20 protein-coding genes and 1 other annotated feature are annotated in these 19571 nt (G+C 41.8%); of the genes, 3 read left to right on the top strand and 17 right to left on the bottom strand.

Features of this window, described 5'->3' with window-relative positions:
• The first annotated feature begins 37 nt into the window (after nucleotides 1–37).
• Nucleotides 38–298, top strand: coding sequence for a DUF2624 family protein (locus ACQKMF_RS04835; RefSeq protein ID WP_063233031.1), 261 nt, complete (start codon nucleotides 38–40; stop codon nucleotides 296–298).
• Nucleotides 299–388: 90 nt separating this feature from the next.
• Here ACQKMF_RS04835 and ACQKMF_RS04830 read toward each other — a convergent pair whose 3' ends face one another.
• Nucleotides 389–1285 (bottom strand): deoxyribonuclease IV, encoded by an 897-nt coding sequence (locus ACQKMF_RS04830; RefSeq protein WP_427572012.1) that lies wholly within the window; start codon nucleotides 1283–1285, stop codon nucleotides 389–391.
• Nucleotides 1286–1297: 12 nt separating this feature from the next.
• Nucleotides 1298–2611 carry a DEAD/DEAH box helicase gene (locus tag ACQKMF_RS04825; protein ID WP_260358094.1) on the bottom strand — a complete coding sequence of 438 codons (1314 nt, stop codon included), beginning with the start codon at nucleotides 2609–2611 and terminating at the stop codon, nucleotides 1298–1300.
• Between the two features lie 517 nt (nucleotides 2612–3128).
• Here ACQKMF_RS04825 and vrrA point away from each other — a divergent pair.
• Together vrrA and ACQKMF_RS04815 are read left to right on the top strand one after the other, a co-directional pair.
• Complete coding sequence (gene vrrA / locus ACQKMF_RS04820) at nucleotides 3129–3815, top strand: VrrA/YqfQ family protein (protein ID WP_427572010.1); 687 nt, start codon at nucleotides 3129–3131, stop codon at nucleotides 3813–3815.
• Nucleotides 3816–3941: 126 nt separating this feature from the next.
• The gene (locus tag ACQKMF_RS04815; protein WP_101222589.1) at nucleotides 3942–4886 is read left to right on the top strand and encodes a 4-hydroxy-3-methylbut-2-enyl diphosphate reductase; all 945 of its coding nucleotides are present in this window, start codon (nucleotides 3942–3944) and stop codon (nucleotides 4884–4886) included.
• 49 nt (nucleotides 4887–4935) lie between these two features.
• On the opposite strand, the gene ACQKMF_RS04810 is transcribed toward ACQKMF_RS04815, so the two are convergent.
• From ACQKMF_RS04810 to ACQKMF_RS04740, 15 genes are all read right to left on the bottom strand, one after another.
• Nucleotides 4936–6054 (bottom strand): Nif3-like dinuclear metal center hexameric protein, encoded by a 1119-nt coding sequence (locus ACQKMF_RS04810; RefSeq protein WP_427572007.1) that lies wholly within the window; start codon nucleotides 6052–6054, stop codon nucleotides 4936–4938.
• Complete coding sequence (locus tag ACQKMF_RS04805) at nucleotides 6051–6758, bottom strand: tRNA (adenine(22)-N(1))-methyltransferase (protein ID WP_101223467.1); 708 nt, start codon at nucleotides 6756–6758, stop codon at nucleotides 6051–6053. The genes ACQKMF_RS04810 and ACQKMF_RS04805 overlap by 4 nt, the downstream gene beginning before the upstream one ends.
• A gap of 214 nt (nucleotides 6759–6972) precedes the next feature.
• The gene (gene cccA / locus ACQKMF_RS04800; RefSeq protein ID WP_101222591.1) at nucleotides 6973–7341 is read right to left on the bottom strand and encodes a cytochrome c550; all 369 of its coding nucleotides are present in this window, start codon (nucleotides 7339–7341) and stop codon (nucleotides 6973–6975) included.
• Nucleotides 7342–7560: 219 nt separating this feature from the next.
• Nucleotides 7561–8097 carry a hypothetical protein gene (locus tag ACQKMF_RS04795; protein WP_427572004.1) on the bottom strand — a complete coding sequence of 179 codons (537 nt, stop codon included), beginning with the start codon at nucleotides 8095–8097 and terminating at the stop codon, nucleotides 7561–7563.
• A 169-nt stretch (nucleotides 8098–8266) separates the two neighbouring features.
• Nucleotides 8267–9400, bottom strand: coding sequence for an RNA polymerase sigma factor RpoD (gene rpoD, locus ACQKMF_RS04790; RefSeq protein ID WP_034308477.1), 1134 nt, complete (start codon nucleotides 9398–9400; stop codon nucleotides 8267–8269).
• Between the two features lie 35 nt (nucleotides 9401–9435).
• The gene (gene dnaG / locus ACQKMF_RS04785) at nucleotides 9436–11241 is read right to left on the bottom strand and encodes a DNA primase (protein ID WP_427572415.1); all 1806 of its coding nucleotides are present in this window, start codon (nucleotides 11239–11241) and stop codon (nucleotides 9436–9438) included.
• Nucleotides 11242–11292: 51 nt separating this feature from the next.
• Nucleotides 11293–11748 (bottom strand): YaiI/YqxD family protein, encoded by a 456-nt coding sequence (locus ACQKMF_RS04780; RefSeq protein WP_427572413.1) that lies wholly within the window; start codon nucleotides 11746–11748, stop codon nucleotides 11293–11295.
• Between the two features lie 513 nt (nucleotides 11749–12261).
• Entirely contained in the window at nucleotides 12262–13071 is an 810-nt protein-coding gene (locus ACQKMF_RS04775) for a pyruvate, water dikinase regulatory protein (RefSeq protein WP_101223470.1), read from the bottom strand.
• Nucleotides 13072–13099: 28 nt separating this feature from the next.
• Nucleotides 13100–13738 (bottom strand): helix-turn-helix transcriptional regulator, encoded by a 639-nt coding sequence (locus tag ACQKMF_RS04770; protein WP_034308483.1) that lies wholly within the window; start codon nucleotides 13736–13738, stop codon nucleotides 13100–13102.
• Nucleotides 13739–13898: 160 nt separating this feature from the next.
• On the bottom strand, nucleotides 13899–15968 hold the full coding sequence (gene glyS / locus ACQKMF_RS04765; protein WP_260358103.1) for a glycine--tRNA ligase subunit beta: 2070 nt from the start codon (nucleotides 15966–15968) through the stop codon (nucleotides 13899–13901).
• Nucleotides 15955–16851 carry a glycine--tRNA ligase subunit alpha gene (gene glyQ / locus ACQKMF_RS04760; RefSeq protein WP_034308488.1) on the bottom strand — a complete coding sequence of 299 codons (897 nt, stop codon included), beginning with the start codon at nucleotides 16849–16851 and terminating at the stop codon, nucleotides 15955–15957. Before glyQ ends, glyS begins: the two co-directional genes overlap by 14 nt.
• Nucleotides 16852–16948: 97 nt before the next feature.
• Nucleotides 16949–17125, bottom strand: a binding site (T-box leader).
• 58 nt (nucleotides 17126–17183) lie between these two features.
• The gene (recO, locus tag ACQKMF_RS04755) at nucleotides 17184–17936 is read right to left on the bottom strand and encodes a DNA repair protein RecO (RefSeq protein WP_427572002.1); all 753 of its coding nucleotides are present in this window, start codon (nucleotides 17934–17936) and stop codon (nucleotides 17184–17186) included.
• Nucleotides 17937–17969: 33 nt separating this feature from the next.
• Nucleotides 17970–18113 carry a YqzL family protein gene (locus tag ACQKMF_RS04750; RefSeq protein WP_101222596.1) on the bottom strand — a complete coding sequence of 48 codons (144 nt, stop codon included), beginning with the start codon at nucleotides 18111–18113 and terminating at the stop codon, nucleotides 17970–17972.
• A gap of 99 nt (nucleotides 18114–18212) precedes the next feature.
• Complete coding sequence (gene era, locus ACQKMF_RS04745; protein WP_101222597.1) at nucleotides 18213–19142, bottom strand: GTPase Era; 930 nt, start codon at nucleotides 19140–19142, stop codon at nucleotides 18213–18215.
• Nucleotides 19135–19533, bottom strand: a complete 399-nt coding sequence (locus tag ACQKMF_RS04740) for a cytidine deaminase (RefSeq protein WP_101222598.1) — start codon at nucleotides 19531–19533, stop codon at nucleotides 19135–19137. Before ACQKMF_RS04740 ends, era begins: the two co-directional genes overlap by 8 nt.
• Nucleotides 19534–19571 lie beyond the last annotated feature (38 nt).

Here is a 19571-nt window from a genome sequence, read left to right as displayed (position 1 = left end):
TTCCTCCTTCATATGTTTTAACAAAGGAGGAGATCGTTTGAAATTATTTGAAATGATGGTCAATCATAAAATCAACAGTATTCGCCCCGATGAACTGCTTTCCCTTGCTAAACAGCATAAGGTTGCACTCACTCAAAAACAAGCACAGGATATCACTGCACTTCTAGCAGGTAAAAATATTAACATTTTTGATATACGTCAAAGACAGAATGTGCTTGGTCAAATTACAAAAGTTGCCGGAGCAAGCACAGCCAGGGAAATAGAATCCCTCTTCAACAACCTTACTTCCACTTTTTAGAGATCTTAAGCCAGCTCCCAGCCTTATTTGAGCATACTTATGCAAATGAAAGGACGATTCATCTTTTTCGATGAATCGTCCCTATTATGATTATTGTTGAAATCTGATCTTATCCAATAGATCTTCATCAAATTGATTATTCTTGAACATATCAATTTCAAATTTATATGGTGCCTTTTTGTCTTTTTTGTCTTCCCCTACATAAGGTGTTTCCAGGATTTTCGGAACACTGCTTAATTGCGCATGGTGAACAATAGCATTCAACGCCTTAAAACCAATATGACCAAATCCAATGTTTTCATGGCGGTCCTTGCGCATGCCGCGTTCATTTTTGCTATCGTTTATGTGAAGGACCTTGATGCGGTCAACACCGACCAATTTATCAAATTCATTAAGTACGCCATCAAAATCCTCGATGATATTATATCCGGCATCGTGAGTATGGCAAGTATCGAAGCAAACCGATAGTTTTTCATTATGGGTAACACCATCAATGATCATCGCCAGCTCTTCGAAAGACCTGCCACATTCAGACCCTTTGCCTGCCATCGTTTCAAGGGCAATCTGAACTTTATCGTCGGCAGTCAGCACCTCATTCAAACCTTCGATGATTCTCTTGATACCCAGTTCACTGCCTGCACCAACATGCGCACCTGGATGAAGTACGATCTGCCTTGCGCCAATGGCTTCGGTCCGATCGATTTCGCTGCGTAAGAAGTTGACTCCAAGCTCGTATGTGGCTGGATTCGTTGTATTTCCTATATTAATGATATACGGGGCATGGACTACGATATCGCTGATTCCATTCTCCTCCATATGCAGTCTTCCGGCTTCGATATTTAAATCCTCGATTTTTTTACGTCTTGTGTTTTGAGGGGCCCCTGTATAGATCATGAATGTGTTGGAGCCATACGAAGCCGCTTCTTGACTCGCAGCAAGTAGCATACCTTTCCCGCTCATTGAAACATGCGATCCGATCTTCAGCATCTGATTTCTCCCCTATTTCTTTCTCTGTATACGACGTTCACGTTTTTTAAAGTTTTCCACATCTCGTTGAATTTTCTTCTTGTATCCTGGCTTGACTTTAGTTGGCTTCTTGACGTGCCTGCTCGCTTTAACATCGATATCAGATTTTTGTTTTTTACGGTTTTTCCTTTTATTACGTTCATCGATATCAACCCAATCACCGTTTTGGATATCCGCATCACGGAATTCAATGCCCATTTTTTCAAGGCGGTTCAGTGAATCTTCATCGGATGTATCGTAAATGGTAGTGGCAATGCCTGAATATCCGGCACGTGCCGTCCTTCCCGTTCTATGGATATAAAAATCCAAATCTGAAGGCAATTCATAGTTAATGATATGACTTACACCTTCAATATCGATTCCACGGGAAGCCAGATCTGTCGCAACGATGAATTGATACTCCAGATCATTGATTTGCTTCATCATTTTTTTACGCTCACGAGGCGATAAATCACCATGAATACGGCCGACATTCAACCCTTTTTCAATCAAGGAGTTAGCCACATGATCCGCCATTTTTTTTGTGTTTGTGAAAATAATCGCCAAATATGGATTATAACGAACGATGATATCATGAAGTAACTGCTCTCTGTTACGGTGACGAATCGGTACGAGAACATGTTCAATTTTCGAAGCGGTCGCCTGCTTGGGATTCACTTGAACATACTTTGGATTCTCCATATATTTATTTAAAAACGGCTTCAATTTTTCTGGGATGGTTGCCGAAAAGACAAGCATTTGAATTTTTTCAGCCATACGTGATGCAAATATATCGACATCTTCAATGAAGCCCATGTCTAGCATAAGGTCCGCTTCATCTACTACAAGCATTTTTGCTGTATAAACCTGTAATGCCTGAGCTTCAACCAAGTCCTTGATCCGGCCCGGTGTACCGATTACCAATTGCGGCTGTGTCTTCAATTTATCTATCATTCGCTGTTTATCAGTACCACCGATGAAACAACGGACTTGAATCTGCTCATCCTCAGGGAAATGGTCAGCAATTTTCAAAGCTTCTTTGTAGATTTGGTTCGCTAACTCACGGGTTGGTGCGGAAATAATCGCTTGAACCTCATTCTTACCGGCATCAAGCCTGTTCATGATCGGCAGCAAATAGGAATGTGTCTTCCCTGTTCCTGTCTGCGACTGTCCAATTAAGCTACTTCCCTTTAAAAGCGACGGAAGCACGCGCTCTTGAATTTCCGTCGGCTTATCGAACCCTAAAGTACGAACCGCATCTAGAATGTAGCTTTTCAAATTAAATCGTTCAAATTGATTTTGTTTCATCAAAAAACTCCTTTATCCTGTCAGTCATTAGACATGTCCTGTTATTATAATAAATTTCACACAAAAAGCGCAAGCGCCTGGGTTGCTCGTGAAGAAAATAGGGATTGACCCATAAGGCGCTTTTTGCCTTATGAGGGCGATCATCTTTTTCACAACGAGCTAGGCGCTGAAGCTGGATTACACAAAAAGCGCAAGCGCCTGGGTTGCTCGTGAAGAAAATAGGGATTGACCCATATTGGGGCAGGCCATCTACTTTTTTCAATGTGACCCATTTACTTAACAAAAGCGCAAGCGCTGAGGTTTTCTCTTAAAATGGACTCTTGCAAACGAAAAGCCCCTGTCCTGGTCATAGCGTATCCCCCGCAGACATGGAGCGAAAAGACTACCGTTACCATCTTACCTTCTTTCCGGTTACTTCACAACTGCCCAGTCACTCTTTCCTCAAACCTTTTTTGTCGAGTTGCATAATTTATATAGAAGATTACACCAGCATATAAAATCTGAGGAGGTGAAACCTATGTTCCCAAATAGAAATCGTCAACCCGGACCCGGTTTTCAGCCACACAATGGCCGAAGGATGCAGCAGCACCCTGCTCCATTGAGACAGTCACCGCAAATCCCCCACCCTTATCAGCAGATGCAGCGGCCGATGGTACAAAACAGAGGGCAGATGCCACAGGGACCTCAAGGTTTCCGCGGTCCCTTCAACCAACCGCAGCGGCAGGAGATGCCGCCAGCAAAGAAAGAAGGGTTATTGTCAAAAATACTCGGTAAGTCAAAACAAAAAGCAGCTGCGCCAAATTTGTTTGCGCCAGCCGGTACCTCTAATCAAAGTTCTTCAAGAAGCAGCGGAGGCGGTATACTAGAAACATTAAAAAACCCAGAGTCCCTTAATAACATGCTTTCCAACACGCAAAAAGTATTGCAAGCGGCGGAACAATTCACACCTATGGTGGAACAATACGGACCAGTGATTAAAAACCTGCCTTCCATGTGGAAAGTTTTCCGGAGCATTTCATCAGCCGGTGATAACGAGGATCAGGGAGTTTCCGTTGAAAGCGAGCCAAATGTTGAGGTACAAAAAAACAGTGTGGTACAAACGGATTCGAAGAAAAAAGAAAAAGCTAAAGAAGCTAACCCTATCGCCCAAGTCCATACCGAAACCAAAAGGGAAAGGTCATCCGGTCCAAAGCTTTATATCTAAAGGCTGCAAAAAATTTACCAATAACTGATTTTATGTAAATATGATGTTTTGTAATATCATCTATGGTCTTATATAATAGAAAGGTATAAAAAGTGAGAGTTTCTTGCCTTGAAGGAGGACACATAGATGAAAGTGATTAAAATTTCCCCGCGCGGCTATTGTTATGGCGTTGTCGATGCCATGGTCATCGCCCGTAATGCGGCTTTAGATAAAACCTTGCCACGTCCCATTTACATTTTAGGAATGATTGTGCATAACAAACATGTGACGGATGCGTTTGAAGAAGAAGGCATCATCACGCTGGACGGCAGCAACCGCAACGATATCATCGAACAGGTGGACAGCGGAACCGTCATCTTTACTGCTCACGGCGTTTCACCTGAAATCAGGAAGATCGCTGAGAAAAAAGGTCTTGTTACGCTTGATGCTACATGTCCCGATGTTACCGCAACACATGACTTAATTCGGGAAAAACAAGCGGAAGGCTATCAAATCATTTATATTGGCAAAAAAGGCCATCCGGAACCAGAGGGTGCTGTCGGAGTAGCTCCTGATGTAGTTCACCTGGTTCAAAAGGATGAAGATGTGGAAGCCTTGACTTTGAATAGTGATAAGATCATTGTTACCAATCAAACAACGATGAGCCAATGGGATGTATTGGATATCATGGATAAGGTCAAGGAAAAGTTCCCACATGCCGAAGTCCATAAGGAAATTTGTTTAGCGACACAGGTTCGCCAAGAAGCGGTTGCCGAGCAAGCTGGTGAAGCTGATGTTTTAATCGTAGTCGGAGACCCCAAGAGTAATAATTCAAACCGCCTTGCACAAGTTTCCCAAGAGATTGCCGGCACGAGCGCTTATCGGATCGCTGACATTTCCGAGCTGAATCTTGAATGGCTAAAAGATGCAGAAACGGTTGCCGTCACTTCAGGGGCTTCCACACCAACTCCGATCACGAAGGAAGTTATCGCATTTCTAGAGCAATATGAAGCAAGTGATGAATCGACTTGGAATACCGAAAAGAAAACGCCATTGCATAAAATTTTACCTAAGATTAAAGTGAAGAAATGATTTCACAAAAAAAAAAGGCAGCCACTAATGGCTGCCTTTTTCGTGTTATTTAAATGAATTGGAAAGGGTCTGTATTCAGCCGGGATGGAATGAATTCCACATCGTAGCTCTTTTCGCGGCACATTTTTTCAAGGATTCGTGCCACCCCTTTTTTCATTACCTTTTCAACATTGTGGCCTGGATCCACGATATTCAATCCAAGCATCATCGCGTCATGCGCTGTATGGTAATACATGTCACCCGTAACGTATACATCAGCTCCCTTGAACTTCGCTGTTGTAAAGTATTTATTGCCGTCTCCGCCCAACACTGCCACTTTTTTGATCGGGCTTTGCAAATCTCCAACGACACGCACCTTTTCAACATCAAGTGTCCGCTTCACATGTTCGGAAAATTGTTCAAGTGTCATTTCTTCAGGAAGTACACCGATCTTCCCTAAGCCAAGAGACTCCCCTTTATTCTCCAGTTTATATATATCATGAGCAACTTCCTCATATGGATGGGCTTTGATCATCGCAGTTAGCACTTTCTTTTCGATATTTTCCGGGAATATCGTTTCGACCCGCATTTCAGCTACTTCTTCAAGCTTTCCTTGGGAGCCAATTACCGGCTCACTGCCATCACCTGGCAAGAAGCGTCCGGTACCTTCCCCGGAAAACGAACAATTGCTGTAATTCCCGATCGCTCCTGCCCCTGCCTTACCTAGGGCTTCCCTCACCTTTTGTGCGTCGGTCTTTGGAACATATACGACCAATTTCTTTAGAGCTGTCTCGGTAGTTGGGATCAATACTTCTGTGTCCTGCAATTGCAGCGCTTCGGCAAGTAAATCATTTACTCCGCCCCTAGCGACATCCAAATTGGTATGCGCAGCATAAACAGCGATATCATGTTTGATCAGCTTTTCGATGATGCGGCCTCCAGCAGTGTTTGTATCGATCCTTTTCAATGGTCGGTAAATAAGCGGATGATGGGCGATGATCAATTCCGCGCCATGTTCTATCGCTTCGTCTACAACCTCTTCCAGCACATCAAGGGCAATCAGCACTTTAGTAACCGGCTTATTGAGCTGACCGACATGCAGCCCGATCGGATCTCCCTCCATCGCATAATGCTTTGGGGAGAATTGTTCAAACGTTTCAATGATTTTGTGACCATTCACTGTCTTCACCCTTTAAGCACCTCCTCAATTACGGAAATTTGGGATTTTAATTCATTGCGCTTCGTTTCCAGTCCGCTTCTTCCGCTTTCATCCAATTGTTCGATGATTCTCTCCAAATGTTTTTTCTCTAGCTGCCATTTTTTTATGAAAATGTCACTGAATTGCTCTCTTAAGTATGGACCGAACGTGAGGCCTGCTTGCTTGTTTATCAGATAAGGGCGGAGCGGGTCCCCTTTTTCGGCAATTAAGATTTCATAGATTTTCCCATCTTCTTCAAGGATTTCCTCTCCAATAAGTTCCCAGCCGTTTTCCATTAGCCAGCTGCGAACATTCGCTGCACCGACATTTGGCTGAAGGATAAGCCTTTCTGCCCTGCCAAGTTTCCCTTTTCCGCTTTCCAATATACTTGATATTAAAGTCCCTCCCATGCCTGCAATCGTAATGCAAGTCGCTTCATCAGGCTTCAATACTTCAAGCCCGTCTCCTTTACGGACCTCTATCTTGTCCCCAAGCCCCGTCATTGCAACTTGCTTGCGTGCTGACTGATATGGCCCTTCTACAACCTCGCCGGCTATTGCGCTGTCACACAAGCCGTTAGTTACAGCATAGCACGGCAAATAAGCATGATCGGAACCTATATCTGCAAGGATGCTTCCTTTTGGTATATGTATGGCAACACGTTCTAATCTCATCGATAGTTTTTCATGATTCATATTTATCAACTCTCTTAATTCAAATAATTTCTTACTATAATTAGTTTCCCATTCGATTATACCAAGTTCAATCGAAAAATTACAGAAAGGAGAAAGGACTCTTTCTATCAGTGGGCAGAAGAAACTTTCCATCTGGAATCTTCCTTTTCTGAATAAATGAAAAACTGACTCAAAAAGTTCGCTTTCCAACGATTTCTTGAGTCAGTTTCATGAATTATTTCAGTCCATGAATATATTCGGCCATGGCGTCAATGTTCTGTTCTTCGACTAAACCTGGTGGCATTGCACCTCGTCCATTTGTGATCACTTCTTTGACCTCGTCCACCGATAGACGATCGCCAACACCTTTTAGGGCAGGCCCGACGCCGCCTTGATAGGCGTCACCATGACATGAGATACAGTTTTGCTTATAGATGTCCTCAGGTGATGCTGAGGCACTTTCTGTTTCTTCTGTCTTTTCGCCGCCCTCTTTTTCCTTAGCAAGATCTTTGGCATCACCCAAACCTTTAAACGAAAGTAAAAACATAAGTCCAATACCAAAAACCATGATAATAATAAAAGGCATTACTGGATTGCGATTCATAGTATTTCCTCCCCTATGTAGAACCTAAACTTACCATATTTAATATTATATACAAACAGCTATATATTATTTTACTTGAAAAGAGTTTCAAGTAAAAGCCCAAAAATAGAAGATATTATATAATTTCTTAAAATTGTCAAAAACTTATGTATATTTCCAAACAGTTTTACTTTTTCTTACATATATTTCATAATACCCTAAAATCACTAATTAAAACCGCTAGAATGTCCTAAAAAAAAAGTAAAGAGTGACCATTGCTCCCAGGCCTCCCCCTATGGAAAAATGGAGCAGCTTCAGTTTTTTGCCCATTAAAACCCAAAGTCCGCAATTAATGAACAGGAAAATATAAAGGATACTCACTTGACCAGGTGCCATGAATTCGGCAAAACTGACTGTTAATAAAAGCAAAGATAGCGCCATTCCCATCAAGGCCATTTGAAAAATGATTTTCCTGCCGGCAAAGTGGCGGGCTCCCAGCCCAAAGACAAGAATTGAAATTGTTGTCATAAGCATTTGCATTCTTATGGGTATTTCAGTAAAATAATTCAAAAATACAATAAATGCAAAAAGGGCCCCAATCAACAACCCGGAAAAGATGTCGTTTTTTACGCTCCAGAATTTAGCCGAATTGGGTGGCGGCAGTTCGCCTTGACAGTATAATGCAAGCAAATAATTACAATATTGCTCCGGAAGCATACGACTTTCCTTCCAGGAGTTTATTTCTTGAATGATGATTTTCTTTCTCATCTCATCCATGAATCTCACATCCTCATGATGATCATTTCTTTTTATGACTTAGCTTTCAAATTTTTTTACAGTGTATTGGTAATTATTGTTTTTATAGGATATTTTTACATCGGAACTAAAAAAAGAGCCGCTCCCGAACGCTGGGCATTCAAAGAGGGCTCTGTGAAGGGCATATATTCTATTCCAGGAAATCTTTCAAGCGTTTGCTGCGGCTTGGATGTCTCAGTTTACGAAGCGCCTTCGCTTCGATTTGACGGATACGCTCGCGGGTGACCCCAAATACTTTCCCTACCTCTTCAAGAGTGCGGGTGCGGCCATCATCAAGTCCAAAGCGGAGTCTCAAGACGTTCTCTTCACGGTCAGTAAGAGTATCCAATACATCTTCAAGCTGTTCTTTCAATAGTTCATATGCTGCATGCTCCGATGGAGAAGTTGCATCCTGATCTTCAATGAAATCACCTAAATGTGAATCGTCTTCTTCTCCTATTGGCGTTTCCAATGAAACCGGTTCCTGAGCTATTTTCAAGATTTCACGAACTTTTTCAGGTGTTAAGTCCATATCCTCCGCAATTTCTTCCGGAGAAGGTTCACGTCCTAAATCCTGAAGAAGCTGTCTTTGGACACGGATCAATTTATTGATGGTTTCCACCATATGCACCGGTATCCGGATCGTCCTTGCTTGGTCGGCAATCGCACGGGTTATCGCTTGGCGAATCCACCATGTTGCATACGTACTGAATTTGAATCCCTTGCGGTAATCAAATTTCTCGACTGCTTTGATAAGTCCCATATTACCTTCCTGAATCAAATCAAGGAAAAGCATTCCGCGTCCGACATAGCGCTTGGCGATACTGACAACAAGACGAAGGTTAGCTTCTGCCAAACGGCGTTTCGCTTCTTCATCCCCATCTTCGATTCTCGTCGCCAGAGAGATTTCCTCTTCTGCCGATAAAAGGTCTACCCGACCAATTTCCTTTAAGTACATGCGTACTGGGTCATTGATTTTAACGCCAGGAGGAACACTTAAATCATTTAAGTCAAACTCTTCTTCTTTTGCAAGCTTCTTCTCATCCGGATCATCTTCATCCTCGTCCTCCTCACCATCAGTGAGTATTTCGACGCCGTTTTCTGCTAACACCTCATAGAACTCATCCATTTGATCGGAATCCAATTCAAAACCGCCAATCATTTCAGCGATTTTTTCTAAAGTCAAAGAGCCTCGTTTTTTACCTAGCTCTAGTAATTTTTCTTTCACCTGTTCAAGGCTAAATTCATTATCAACTTGTTTGGAACGTGCTGGTTTTTCAGCCATTAGTTCCCCTCCTTCCAGGACTTACACCTAAACGACTACAACATTTTACGCAATTTAATGATTTCCATGGCAATTTTTGCAGCAGTGACATAATCACTTCGCCTAACTGCATCTTTTTCTTCAACTTGTTTTTCTTTTATCTTTAACAATTTTTCATATTTCAACACTTGATTTATGCAATCGGTCAGTTCTTTATCGGTAACTTCCTCATTCACTGACATCATTTCTATTTCCGAAACGATCCTTCTCAAGTTTGGATCCGGTAAATAAGTAAGGAAAAAGCTTGTATCCGGTTCGTGTCCATCTTCATAGAACGCATATAAATAGGTGATGATTGCCTGATGTTCATCTACATGAAAAACCGTTTGTCCAAGCAATTGCTGAATTTTGAAGGTCATATCCCTGCTTTTTAGCATATGGGCGATCAACTTCATTTCAGCATTATGGTGAGCAGGCTTTAACTTATGCTCATATTGCAGGGACATTTTCTTTTGGGCTGCTGGCTGCGGCAGTGTCCCCTTCTTGCGTTCCGTAAAGAACACCTGACGCTGCTGCTGTTCCAGCGCATCCAATGATAGGGAAAATTCAGAGGATAGCTGCCGAAGATAATGATCCCTCTCCACTGCATTGGGCAATCGTGAAACTTCTTTAAGGACTTCTTCGATATATTGAATTCGATCTCCTTCATTATTTACATTTTTCCCTCGACGCAAATAATGCATTTTGAATGCCATGTAGGTTAAACTGGCCCCTATTACTTCAGAAACAAAGCTTTTTTCACCGAATTCCTTTATGTAGTCATCGGGGTCCAAGTTATCAGGCATGAGAGCGACTTTCACGGAAAACTCATGGTCCTGTAGCATATTAACTGCACGATTGGCAGCATTTAATCCCGCTGAGTCCGAATCGTAGCATATAAGTATCTGGTCAGTATTTCTTTTTAAAAGCTGGATATGCTGGTCCGTCAGGGCAGTACCCATTGTAGCGACCGCATTCTCCACACCTGCGCCAACAGCTGAAATGCAATCGGCAAAGCCTTCAAAAATTACTGCTTGTTCTTTCTTTCGTATGTGTGGTCTTGCATGATGGAAATTATATAAAGTTTTACTTTTATTAAAGATTGGCGTTTCAGGACTATTCAAATATTTGGGCTCATCGTCCCCCATCGCTCTTCCTGAAAATGCAATCGTATTTCCTTGATGATCCATAATTGGAAACATGACTCTATTTCTGAAACGGTCAAAATATGACTCGTCTTTTTCCCTGTAAATAATAAGCCCTGCCTGCTCCATGTATTCCGCTGGAAACCCGCGTTTTAAAAGAAACTTGGACACGAAATCCCATGAATCCAAAGAGTAGCCAATTTGGAACTTTTCTATAGTCTCTTCAGTAAACCCGCGTTTAAGTAAATATTCGAGAGCATCCTGCCCCTCTTTCGTATTAACGAGGAGATGATGATAAAACTTCCTCAGCAGGTCATGTGCCTCGACCATTTGCTGCGAGCCTGCCGGCATGTTAGAACGCTTGGAATCCTTATTGATTTCAACATCCAAAGGAACATTTCCTTTTTCGGCTAAAACTTTTGCTGATTCCACAAAGCTGTAGCCTTCTATATCCATTAAGAAGGTAAAGATATTTCCCCCTGCCCCGCAACCAAAACAGTGAAAGATTTGTTTTTCCGTTGAAACGGAAAACGAGGGCGAGTTTTCACCATGAAAAGGACATAGGCCAAAGTAATTGCGCCCCTGCTTCTTTAACTGGACATACTCCCCAATTAAATCAACAATGTCAACAGCTTCGCGAATTTGATTAATTTTCTCATCTTCTATACGGCCATTTATCATTTTTCCACCTTGCAATATTGGTGATAGTTTTTAATTCGATACTGTTTTCTAATTCCCTGCAAAGTTCGACAATGTTTTCAAAAGTTTATTTGTGAAACATGCACGATCTTCCTTCGTGAATGCTTTCGGCCCTTTTGTATGCTTACCCTGCCTGCGGAGTTTCGCCGACTGATAGCGCATATCCAAGAGCATGAAAATATTCTCGTCAGTGTATTCTTTTCCCCTTGGCGAAAGGACATAAACGTTTTTAGGAAGCAGGGTCCCAGCTAAACCAATATCTGCAGTAACGACAATATCACCCTTTTTTACTGAGTTTACTATAAAAAGATCTGCCGCTTCTTTGTCTGCATCGACATATACCCATTTACCTTCAGGGTTATTCATCATATTTTTATATGATGCAACAAAACAGACTTCAACATCGTGCAAACTTGCACAATGAAGGATTTCGTCTTTCACCGGGCATGCATCGGCATCGACGTGTATCGTGGGTTTATTATTCATACCTTCTAATTCTACATCTTTCTGCATAATCCTTTTTCTCCCCTAAACTTTATGAAGATATGGTGAATTTTCAGCATTGATCCAGAGGGTTTCCTCTAAAAGAGCACACATAATTCTTCAAGGAATACCTGTTCATTTAAGGAAAGCGGATCTTTTTTCCTTGGAAAAGACCAGCCCCTCCTGAATTATACGGAACATGTCGAATTATTTTTATGATAAAAACCTTGACATCTCATTAACCTTTAGTTTATTCCTTATTAATTAAGTCTAAACCTTAAGATTACTTTTTTCTCACAATTTTTTATTATAGTCTATTTGATTAGAAGATGCCAACATTTAAATTCCGAATTTGTTTTCATGCAAATCAAAGGATTTACAGTTGGAAACAAGGAGAAATTTTATGTAATTATTTTGAACTTATTCTTTTTATTCCCTATTGAACCTTGGCATTAAAATGTGAGCTGACACAATAAAGTGCCTAGCTCACATTTTGATTTGCCTTAATTATAAGGATTAACGGTTTTTGTTTTGAAGGATATTGATTATCAAATTGGCTGTTTCTTCAACAGCTTTATTGGTTACATCAATAATAGGACAGTTCAACCTTGATATGATTGTATCAAAGTATGTCAATTCTTCTTTTATACGCTCCACATTTGCATAAATCGCATGATCATTAAGCCCAAGCGACTTTAATCGTTCTTTACGAATATGGTTCAGCTTTTCCGGACTGATTTTTAATCCAATGCATTTTTCAGGAGGTACCAGGAACAGCTCTTCTGGAGGTTCCACTTCAGGCACTAAAGGTACGTTAGCCACCTTATAGCGTTTGTGGGCTAAATACTGTGATAACGGCGTTTTTGAAGTGCGTGAAACACCGACAAGGACGATATCAGCACGTAATATGCCCCGAGGGTCACGTCCATCATCATATTTTACAGCAAATTCAATGGCTTCCACACGCTTGAAATAGTCATCATCCAGCTTTCTTACAAGACCAGGTTCATTAAGCGGCCCTTTTGGCGCCCTTTCCTCAAGGATGTCCATGAGCGGCCCTAAAATGTCATAAGCAGACAGGTTTTCTTTCTCGACCTGTGCTTTCATATACGCTCTAATAGCTGGCTTCACAAGAGTATAAGCAATGATTGCCCCATCCAACTTAGCCAGTGATATCACTTCATCCACGTTTTGTTCATCTTCAATATACGGAATTCTCTTTATGGAAAATGCAGATCCCGAGAACTGGCTTGCAGCGGCTTTTGTAACCAATTCCGCTGTTTCCCCTACCGAATCCGATACAACATATATAATAGAACCGTTCATATTCTCCGTCATTCCTTTTGCAAGCCCCCTAATAGCCTTCATCAGCCAAAGCTACGAATGCTTTCGTAATATTGGTTTTTGTAATTCTTCCAATTACTTCATAGCCTTTTTCTGTGTCTTTGACGACCGGTAATGAGTCGATTTGTTTATCAATCAATTTCTTGGCCACATCAATCAAAAGGTCTTCTTTTGAACACATTGTAATATTGGGCATCCTAGTCATGATGATATTGACTGGAATGGAGTTAAGCTCTTGTTTCCCAATACTCGCACGCAACAAGTCTTTCCTTGATAAGACACCAACAAGCAATGCATGCTTATCGACCACGAACATTGTTCCGACATCTTCCAAAAACATCATGACGATTGCATCATATACGGAAATGCCCTCGTCAACAACGACGGGTATCGATTGGTAGTCTCGTACATAAAGATGGTTAAGGCTATCGGTCAAAAGCTGTGTACCTGACCTGCCTGTATAAAAATACCCCACTCGCGGCCTGGCATCAAGAAAACCTGCCATCGTTAAAATGGCTAAATCTGGACGAAGTGTCGCCCTGGTAAGGTTCAATCTATCCGCAATATGTTCTCCAGTAATCGGTCCGTTTTCTTTTACAATTTGTAAAATTTGCTCCTGACGCTTATTCAATTGGATTATAATCACCACCCCACTGCTTTCGCAGAGTAAAGTAACAAAAGTTATTCATTTAATAATTATATACTAAATTATTTAATAAGGGCATTTTTGTCCTATTTATTGACCATTATCTTTTTAAGAAATCGGAAACCCTATTTAAAGTGTTTCCGATTTCCATACATCCCTTCGATCATGTAAGGATGATTTTATTCATGGCAGCAAAACCAGCAACCAAATCACTGATTTCCTTCATTAAGGATAAACGGTTATTACGGATTGCTTCATCATCTGCCATGACCATTGTATTCTCGAAATACGACTCTATTTCCGATTGAAGCGAAACAAGCTGTTCAAACCGCTCATTCTCATCTCTAGATTCCATATAACGGATTGCCACTTTTTTATATTTTACATATAACGCATTTTCTTGATCATTTTCAAAGGCAGAAGGATCAACTGTCACCTTATTGTCACATTTAACGGCAATGTTCATGACCCGACTTAATGCTTCCAGGCTTTCTTTAAACCCTGCTTCGTCCTTTTTAGCATCCAAGACATGTGCACGTTCCACGATAGAGTGGATATAACCGATCTCATTGAACAGAACTGCATCAATCAAATCGTAACGGATTTGCTGTTCTTGAAGCAGGTGTTTGACACGCGCTTTAAAGAATGTGAACATATCCGCTTTAACTTCTTCAAGATCACGATTTAAGATGCCTTTTGATTCCAGTCCTTTAAGACCTAAAACAATAAGCTCCTCTAGTGAAATATTCCATTTCTTCTCCGCTAGGATTTGGACGACACCGCTCGCCTGCCTTCTTAATGCGTAAGGATCCTGGGAACCGGTCGGAATGACGCCAATAGCGAAGAATGAAGACAAAGTATCAATTTTTTCAGCTAAACTCACAACCGCACCAATGACTGAAGGCGGTACATTGTCATCCGCATGTCTTGGCATATAATGTTCATTGATAGCCGCGGCCACTTCTTTGGCTTCACCTTTTAAGAGCGCATATTTTTCACCCATATACCCTTGCAATTCAGGGAATTCATAAACCATTTGACTCACCAAATCGAACTTGGCAATTGCCGCTGTCCGAAGCGCCATTTCTTTTTCCGCCTTTAAATTCAAAGCATCCGCAAGGTCACCCGTCAGAGCAGTTACCCGGGCAGTTTTCTCGGCTAATGTACCGATTTCTTCATGATAAACGATGCTGTCAAGCTTTTTCAAAGCATCCGAAATCTCTTTTTTCTGATCCTCTTTATAGAAGAATGCCGCATCAGATAGGCGGGCACGCAATACTTTTTCATTACCTTTAGAAACCTTATCCAAATGGCGGTCATCGCCGTTACGCACGGTTACAAAGTGAGCAAGCAGTTTCCCGTCCTGATCTTTAACAGGGAAATAACGTTGATGTTCCTTCATCGATGTGATAAGCACCTCAGCTGGGAGCTCAAGGAATTCTTCTTCAAAATTTCCAAATAACACCGTTGGATACTCCACCAAATTATTGACTTCTTCAAGCAGATCTTCATCGACTGGGATGATCCAGCCTTTCTCCTGTTCAAGCTCTTTAATCTGATCCAATATAACTTGCCGGCGTTTATCTGGATTCGCCATAACAAATTGTTCTTTTAGCGTATCTTCGTACAGTTCCGGCAGTTCGATGCTAGCGCTATCGCCCAAGAAACGGTGTCCTTTTGTTTCACGGCCCGTTTCCACATCAGCAATGCTGAATGGCACAATGTCATTGCCGAATAAGGCAATCAGCCATTTAATCGGACGGACGAAGCGGAGCTCCTGATTGGCCCAACGCATATTTTTCGGAAACGTCATGCCGCTGATGATTTCAGCAAGCTCAGATAAAAGCTGAACGGTCTGCTGTCCTTTTATGAATTTATTCACATGGACATATTCCACACCCTTGAGTTCTTTAAAATAAATGTCCTCTGAAGTCATTCCTTGACCCCTGACGAATCCCAATGCCGCTTTAGACCAGTTGCCTTCGCTGTCCAAAGCGATTTTCTTAGCCGGGCCTTTTGCTTCTTCTTCGATATCCTTTTGGGACTCTTCCACGTCTTTCACCAGTACGGCCAAACGTCTTGGTGTGGAAAAAGCTTCAACCGTTCCGAATTCAATCGCTTTTTCCTTTAGCCATTGCTGCACCTTATCTGACAACTGTTTCATTGATGCTGTCACAAAACGGGCAGGCAGCTCTTCCAATCCAATCTCCAATAACAAATCACGCTTGCTCATTTGTATTCTCCCCTTTCACTTTCAGAATCGGGAAGCCTAATTTTTCCCGCTCTTCATAGAAGGTCTTGGCAACCTTGCGCGCTAGGTTACGGCACCGGGCAATATAACCCGTTCTTTCCGTCACCGAGATGGCACCTTTGGCATCCAAAAGGTTAAATGTATGTGAACATTTCAAAACATAATCATATGCGGGATGTACAAGACCTTCTTCCATTTGGCGATGCGCTTCCTTTTCATACATCGTGAAAAGCTGAAACAGCATATCAAGGTCGGAGGTTTCGAACGTATATTTCGAATGTTCGTATTCCGGCTGTCCAAATATATCCCGAACTGTGAATCCATCTGTCCATTCCAGGTCAAATACGTTTTCCTTATCTTGAATGTATGAAGCGAGACGTTCGATCCCGTATGTAATTTCCACGGAAACCGGCTTGCACTCAAGACCGCCCACTTGTTGGAAATATGTAAATTGCGTTATTTCCATTCCATCAAGCCACACTTCCCAACCGAGACCGGCACACCCTAGTGATGGGTTTTCCCAGTTGTCCTCCACAAAGCGAATATCATGCTCAAGCGGATTTATCCCTAAAGCGCGTAAAGAATCCAAATATAATTCTTGGATATTGTCAGGCGACGGCTTCATGATCACTTGGAACTGATGGTGCTGATACAGTCGGTTAGGGTTCTCACCATAACGACCGTCAGCAGGACGGCGTGATGGCTCCACGTAAGCAACGCTCCAAGGCTCCGGTCCTATGGCTCTCAGGAACGTGTATGGGCTCATCGTTCCTGCCCCTTTCTCGACATCATAAGCATTCATCAATATGCAGCCTTGTTCAGACCAATGCTTTTGTAACGTTAAAATCATATTTTGAATATTCATCGTACACCTCCAGGTTATTTAAAACGGCTCTTTTTAAAATCAGGTCGGAACCCATCACATTTGGGCAAACAAAAAACTCCCGTCCCTATGCGAAATGCATAGGGACGAGAGTATACCCGCGGTTCCACCCTAATTGCCGTTTATAAAACGGCCTCTTTTCAAAGCAACATGCTCCGGAAACGCCCTTCCCTGTAAATCCATATCCCGGCTTCCACCGTCCCGGGTTCGCTTTTTATGGAGAATGACAGATACTCTTTTCCATCAACGCAATCTTCTTATTTTGATGTTTAGAATTTTATACAAACTAACAAGGAATGTCAATAGGTCAGATCCTAAAACATATCTTTCATCGTATCAATCTGATTCAGGAACTTTTTTGATTTCAAGTTCAGACCAGAATATTCCTCATAATAAACATCGATGATCTTTCGCAGTTCTTTTTTCGTTTCAGGCTTGACGGAAATGTTTCCGAGCCTTGATAAATCGAAATAATAAAAGATTCGCAGCAATTTGACGGCTGCAGCTGAAATTTTATAATGATAAGGGTCTTTCCCCAGGCAGCGGTGACAGATAAAGCCCGCTTCCCGAAGCGAGAAGGAGAATTCCCCTTCCGTTTCACCACATACAGCACATTGATTCAGCACTGGGTTAATCCCATTGACGGGCAGCATCTTCATTTCAAAAATGAATTTCAATACCTCTGCGTCATATTCTTCGTTTATGTAATGCAAGGTTTGCGAAAGCAACTCATACAAATATGGATTCGGTTTCTTATCCTCGACACTTTTATCAAGCAATTCAACAATATAAGAAGCATAAGCAGTGGCAAAAAGATCCTCCCTTATGAAACGGAGTGAATCGACCATTTCGCCTTGCTGAAGACTTCCGAGTCCGGTTGATGTAGTTACAAGAAAATACCCGGAGCAAAAAAGCTGTGTGACGGCAGAAAGCCTGCTGTTAGGTTTACTGGCCCCTCTAGCCATAACGCCGATTTTTCCTAGCTCACGGGTATATATAGTAATGATTTTGTTATTTTCTCCATATGCAGTTCGCCTTATGACAATGCCCTCACATTTTTGGAGCATACCAAGACACCACCCATGCTTGCCAAGGCTAACCTATGAAACAGGAAAATCAATTTCTGCTAGCTCATCGTTCAATACCAAGTGTCTTTCCTGTCTTTCGACTTCTATCTCCTTAAACAGCAAATAGGTGTCCACATTACCTGTTTCAGAGAATAATTCCCAGGTAAAATCCAACATATAAAGCCCACCTTTCATTTTTAACTAGCAATATGAATATCCGACCATATGATTAGCTTGACCGTTTTCCGAACTTTCATGACGCGTAAATTTTGTTAATTAATACTCGCTCTCATTGAAGCCATAATCACGAAGCTGGCTTGCTTTGTTACGCCAATCTTTCTGCACCTTCACCCACAGTTCCAGGAAAACCTTTGAGCCCAATAAGTTTTCGATATCCACTCTGGCACGGCTACCGACTTCTTTAAGCATTTTCCCTTGCTTTCCGATGACAATGCCTTTTTGTGAATCACGTTCGACAACGATCGTCGCCATGACATTAATGGTGTCGCTGTTATCCATTTTTTTAATCGAATCGATGACAACAGCCACCGAATGCGGAATTTCTTCCCGTGTAAGGTGCAGAACCTTCTCGCGGACCAATTCGGAAATGATAAAACGTTCCGGGTGGTCGGTCACTTGGTCAGCAGGATAAAACTGGGGACCTTCAGGCAGATGTTCCTTGATTTGCTCAAGCAGTGTATCAACGTTATTTCCTTCAAGCGCAGAAATCGGAACGACTGCCGCAAAAGGGTAAAGCTGTTGGTATTTTTCAATGATCGGAAGTAAATCATCCGGATGCATCGCATCGATTTTGTTTACAACCAGGAAAACAGGCGTTTTTACGGATTGAAGTTTTTCAATGATAAACTCGTCACCGCGTCCGTATCCTTCAGTCGCATTGATCATGAAGAGAATCAAATCGACTTCCTTCAATGTATTCGTGGCCACTTTCATCATGAAATCACCAAGCTTATGCTTTGGTTTATGAATGCCAGGTGTATCGATGAAAATCATTTGTGAATCGTTTTGCGTAAGTACACCTTGGACCTTATTTCTTGTAGTTTGCGGTTTATCGCTCATAATGGCGATCTTTTGGCCGATGACCCGATTCAGAAATGTACTCTTCCCAACATTAGGTCGTCCAATAATCGAAATGAAACCTGATTTGTAATCTTTTACTTGTGTATCATTAAATAATTTATCCATTCAAATCCTCCGGTGAAAAAGCTCCTGGAAGCAATTCCTGTACTGTTAATTCTTTTATATCCCCATTTAAGTTGGTCAAAACAACCGGCATATCCTTTTCGCACAGTTCTGAAATAACCTGCCTGCATGCCCCGCATGGAGCAACGGGACCGTCGGTATCTGCCACGACTGCAAGTTTAACGAACTTTTTATCGTCATGGGCATAAGCACTGAATAAAGCTGTCCTTTCGGCGCAATTACACATGCTGTATGCTGCATTTTCTATATTACAACCATGATAGACCTTTCCATCAGCGGTTAAAAGGGCTGCCCCCACCTTAAATTTGGAGTAAGGCACATAAGCTTTATCCCTTGCTTTTTTAGCTTCCTCAATCAATTCCTTTGTATTCAATTCACATCTTCCTTTCAAATTGAGTACCATTTCGGCAA

The organism is Peribacillus sp. NPDC101480 (assembly GCF_050277335.1).
Classification (GTDB): domain Bacteria; phylum Bacillota; class Bacilli; order Bacillales; family DSM-1321; genus Peribacillus.
The sequence above is the reverse complement of the archived record's forward strand: the minus strand, read 5'-3'. Positions and strand labels throughout refer to the sequence as shown.

Bases quoted from the DNA above. Each gene is read 5' to 3' on its own strand.
- ACQKMF_RS04830 (WP_427572012.1), bottom strand. From the start codon at position 1,285: ATGCTGAAGATCGGATCGCATGTTTCAATGAGCGGGAAAGGTATGCTA.
- ACQKMF_RS04825 (WP_260358094.1), bottom strand. From the start codon at position 2,611: ATGAAACAAAATCAATTTGAACGATTTAATTTGAAAAGCTACATTCTA.
- vrrA (WP_427572010.1), top strand. From the start codon at position 3,129: ATGTTCCCAAATAGAAATCGTCAACCCGGACCCGGTTTTCAGCCACAC.
- ACQKMF_RS04815 (WP_101222589.1), top strand. From the start codon at position 3,942: ATGAAAGTGATTAAAATTTCCCCGCGCGGCTATTGTTATGGCGTTGTC.
- ACQKMF_RS04805 (WP_101223467.1), bottom strand. From the start codon at position 6,758: ATGAATCATGAAAAACTATCGATGAGATTAGAACGTGTTGCCATACAT.
- cccA (WP_101222591.1), bottom strand. From the start codon at position 7,341: ATGAATCGCAATCCAGTAATGCCTTTTATTATTATCATGGTTTTTGGT.
- ACQKMF_RS04795 (WP_427572004.1), bottom strand. From the start codon at position 8,097: ATGGATGAGATGAGAAAGAAAATCATCATTCAAGAAATAAACTCCTGG.
- rpoD (WP_034308477.1), bottom strand. From the start codon at position 9,400: ATGGCTGAAAAACCAGCACGTTCCAAACAAGTTGATAATGAATTTAGC.
- ACQKMF_RS04780 (WP_427572413.1), bottom strand. From the start codon at position 11,748: ATGAATAATAAACCCACGATACACGTCGATGCCGATGCATGCCCGGTG.
- ACQKMF_RS04775 (WP_101223470.1), bottom strand. From the start codon at position 13,071: ATGAACGGTTCTATTATATATGTTGTATCGGATTCGGTAGGGGAAACA.
- glyS (WP_260358103.1), bottom strand. From the start codon at position 15,968: ATGAGCAAGCGTGATTTGTTATTGGAGATTGGATTGGAAGAGCTGCCT.
- glyQ (WP_034308488.1), bottom strand. From the start codon at position 16,851: ATGAATATTCAAAATATGATTTTAACGTTACAAAAGCATTGGTCTGAA.
- recO (WP_427572002.1), bottom strand. From the start codon at position 17,936: ATGCTCCAAAAATGTGAGGGCATTGTCATAAGGCGAACTGCATATGGA.
- ACQKMF_RS04750 (WP_101222596.1), bottom strand. From the start codon at position 18,113: ATGTTGGATTTTACCTGGGAATTATTCTCTGAAACAGGTAATGTGGAC.
- era (WP_101222597.1), bottom strand. From the start codon at position 19,142: ATGGATAAATTATTTAATGATACACAAGTAAAAGATTACAAATCAGGT.